Annotated in this window: 3 protein-coding genes; all 3 read right to left on the bottom strand. The window is 47.1% G+C overall.

All coding sequences use genetic code 11. The features are described from left to right. On the bottom strand, positions 1-1,373 hold a 1,373-nt coding region (locus tag NO346_RS14560), incomplete at its 3' end, for an IS66 family transposase (RefSeq protein ID WP_256415596.1). Positions 1,374-1,447: 74 nt separating this feature from the next. Continuing rightward, entirely contained in the window at positions 1,448-1,783 is a 336-nt protein-coding gene (gene tnpB / locus NO346_RS14555; RefSeq protein ID WP_067728626.1) for an IS66 family insertion sequence element accessory protein TnpB, read from the bottom strand. Further along, complete coding sequence (locus NO346_RS14550; RefSeq protein ID WP_058952467.1) at positions 1,780-2,163, bottom strand: transposase; 384 nt, start codon at positions 2,161-2,163, stop codon at positions 1,780-1,782. The genes tnpB and NO346_RS14550 overlap by 4 nt, the downstream gene beginning before the upstream one ends. Between the last annotated feature and the right edge of the window lie 87 nt (positions 2,164-2,250).

Here is a 2,250-nt window from a genome sequence, read left to right as displayed (position 1 = left end):
CAGTTATTGCAAATCGGTAGATTGCCATCATCCAGATAGCGGCTTAAAGCTGGCCAACGCTTCAGAGTGTAATTGATGGCCTTGGCTGTTGGAGAACTCGATGGCACCGTCAGTTGATGCTGGTTTAGCCATTCATACAGTTGTTGCATCACCAGTTGACTATGCTGTTGTCGGTATTCGCGGCGCTGTTCTGCTGTACCATCGGTCTTTTTCCTGAGTTCTGCTTCTATGGCATACAGTTTCTGAATCAGCACTAATGCCTGTTCAGCGATCTGACTTTTCCCAGTCACATGCAGTTCATGAAATTTACGACGTGCATGTGCCATGCAGCCCACCTCAATGACCTGGCCTGATTTAAAGCGTGCTTTATAACCACTGTAATCATCACAGACCAGATGGCCCTGCCAGCCATTCAGGAACTCTTCTGCATGCTGACCTGAACGGCTATCCTGAAAGTCATAGATCACCGCTTGAACTGGATTGTACTGTGTGGTGGCATAGGCCCAGACATAACCTTTCTTTGGTTTTTTCTCATTATCACCCATCCGCATAATGGTGACCGGCGTTTCATCGGCATGGATCACCCGCTGTTGCAGCACCACCTGTTTTAAGGCATTGGCCAGAGGTTCCAGTTCCACACCGCAGCGACCAATCCAGTCAGATAACGTGGATCTGGACAGATCAATGCCCGCCCGCTGATAGATCAGGCGCTGACGGTACAGCGGCAAATGATCGGCATACTTCGATACCAGCACATGGCTGAGCAGTTCAGGTGAAGCAATGCCTTTATCAATAACATAGGCGGGCATCGCTTGCTGAGTCAGGGTGTCACACTGATCACAGACCCATTTGCCACGTACATGCTGTTCCTTATAGAACTGTGCCGGTCTGAAATGCAGTTTTTCACTAATATCTTCGCCGATACGACGTAACTGGCAGCCACAACTGCATTGGGTTGATGCAGGTTCATGCTCAATACGGATGGTGTGTAGATGATCCGGCAGCAGTCGACGTTTAGGTTTGTTGACTGTGGCTTTCTCTGTCGCTGCATCGGTTTTATCTGCATTCAGCCGCTCCAGTTCCAGATCAACTGCTGCGATATCCTCTTCAACCGCTTCGTCCCACAGATGGATTTGTTTTGCGGTGAGATGTTCGTTTTTACTGCCAAATTTGTGCTGTTTAAATAGTGCGAGCTCATGCTCGTATTTTTGCGTGAGAATGGAAAGATGTTGAACTTTGGCATCCAATTGCTGGTTTGATTTTTCTAATTCTTGATTTGATTGTGCCAGAGACTGATGCTGCATTGCCAACTGCTGGGTAAATTCCAGCAGTTGTTCATGGGTCAGTTGGCTTAAATCGGGCAGCATTTTCATGACCGAAGTATGCCTGAGGTCATGACGCAGAGGAAATAGAACGTTTGGAGAATAGTAGAATGGACCAGCCTAGTTTAGAGCATCGTCACCACCTGCTGTCGTCCAATGCGCTGCCAAGGTAAACCCTGGATCAGTGCCTGTAACTGTTCCGGACTGATCGCCATGCTTTCACCCTGGTGAACCTGCGCCCAGTGGAATTTTCCCTGTTCCAACCGCCGGGCACACAGCCAGATGCCCAGTCCATCATGTACCAGCACTTTCATGCGATGGCCACGTTTATTACAGAACAGGTAAGCACAATGCGGTTTAATGTAGCCAAAGGCTCTCACCACCTGAGCCATGACAGTATCCATCCCTGCTCGCATATCCAGAGGTTGGGTAGAAAGCCAGATTTCATCAATGCGGATCATGTTGCCAGTGCCTTGAGTAATTCTGCTAAAGCAGATATTTCTGATACTTGCCATTTCAAGCCAATTTCTGCTTTTGAGTGGGGTAAAGTAATTTGAACCGTTAACATGTCAGTAGGAGTAGGATCTAATGGTGCAGAGCAAGATAAGGCAATAAATGCAGGTTTATTCGGTAGTGGTGAGCGATCATTCCTTGGCTTACCATCAATTAAGCGAATCCATTTGGATACAAGATTTGTATTCAATCCATGTTGCAAAGCGACCGAAGCAATTGAAACGTCCGGTGCTTTACAAGCCTGAACGATCTGCTGTTTAAATTCAGCACTGTATGTTCTTCGTTTTTTCGCAAGAGATGCGATGGATGTCTGGTGATTCGTAGTCATAAATTTTAGTCCCCACTTGTTTTTAAGTGGGGACTAAATTAAGGCTTATAGGATGAATTCATAAGGTGTGTTCAGCGGACGCTTACG

Origin of the sequence: Acinetobacter sp. 5862, from assembly GCF_024494585.1 — a bacterium.
GTDB lineage: Bacteria > Pseudomonadota > Gammaproteobacteria > Pseudomonadales > Moraxellaceae > Acinetobacter.
Note: the sequence above shows the minus strand (reverse complement) of the source record. Positions and strands in the feature narration are given on the sequence as shown.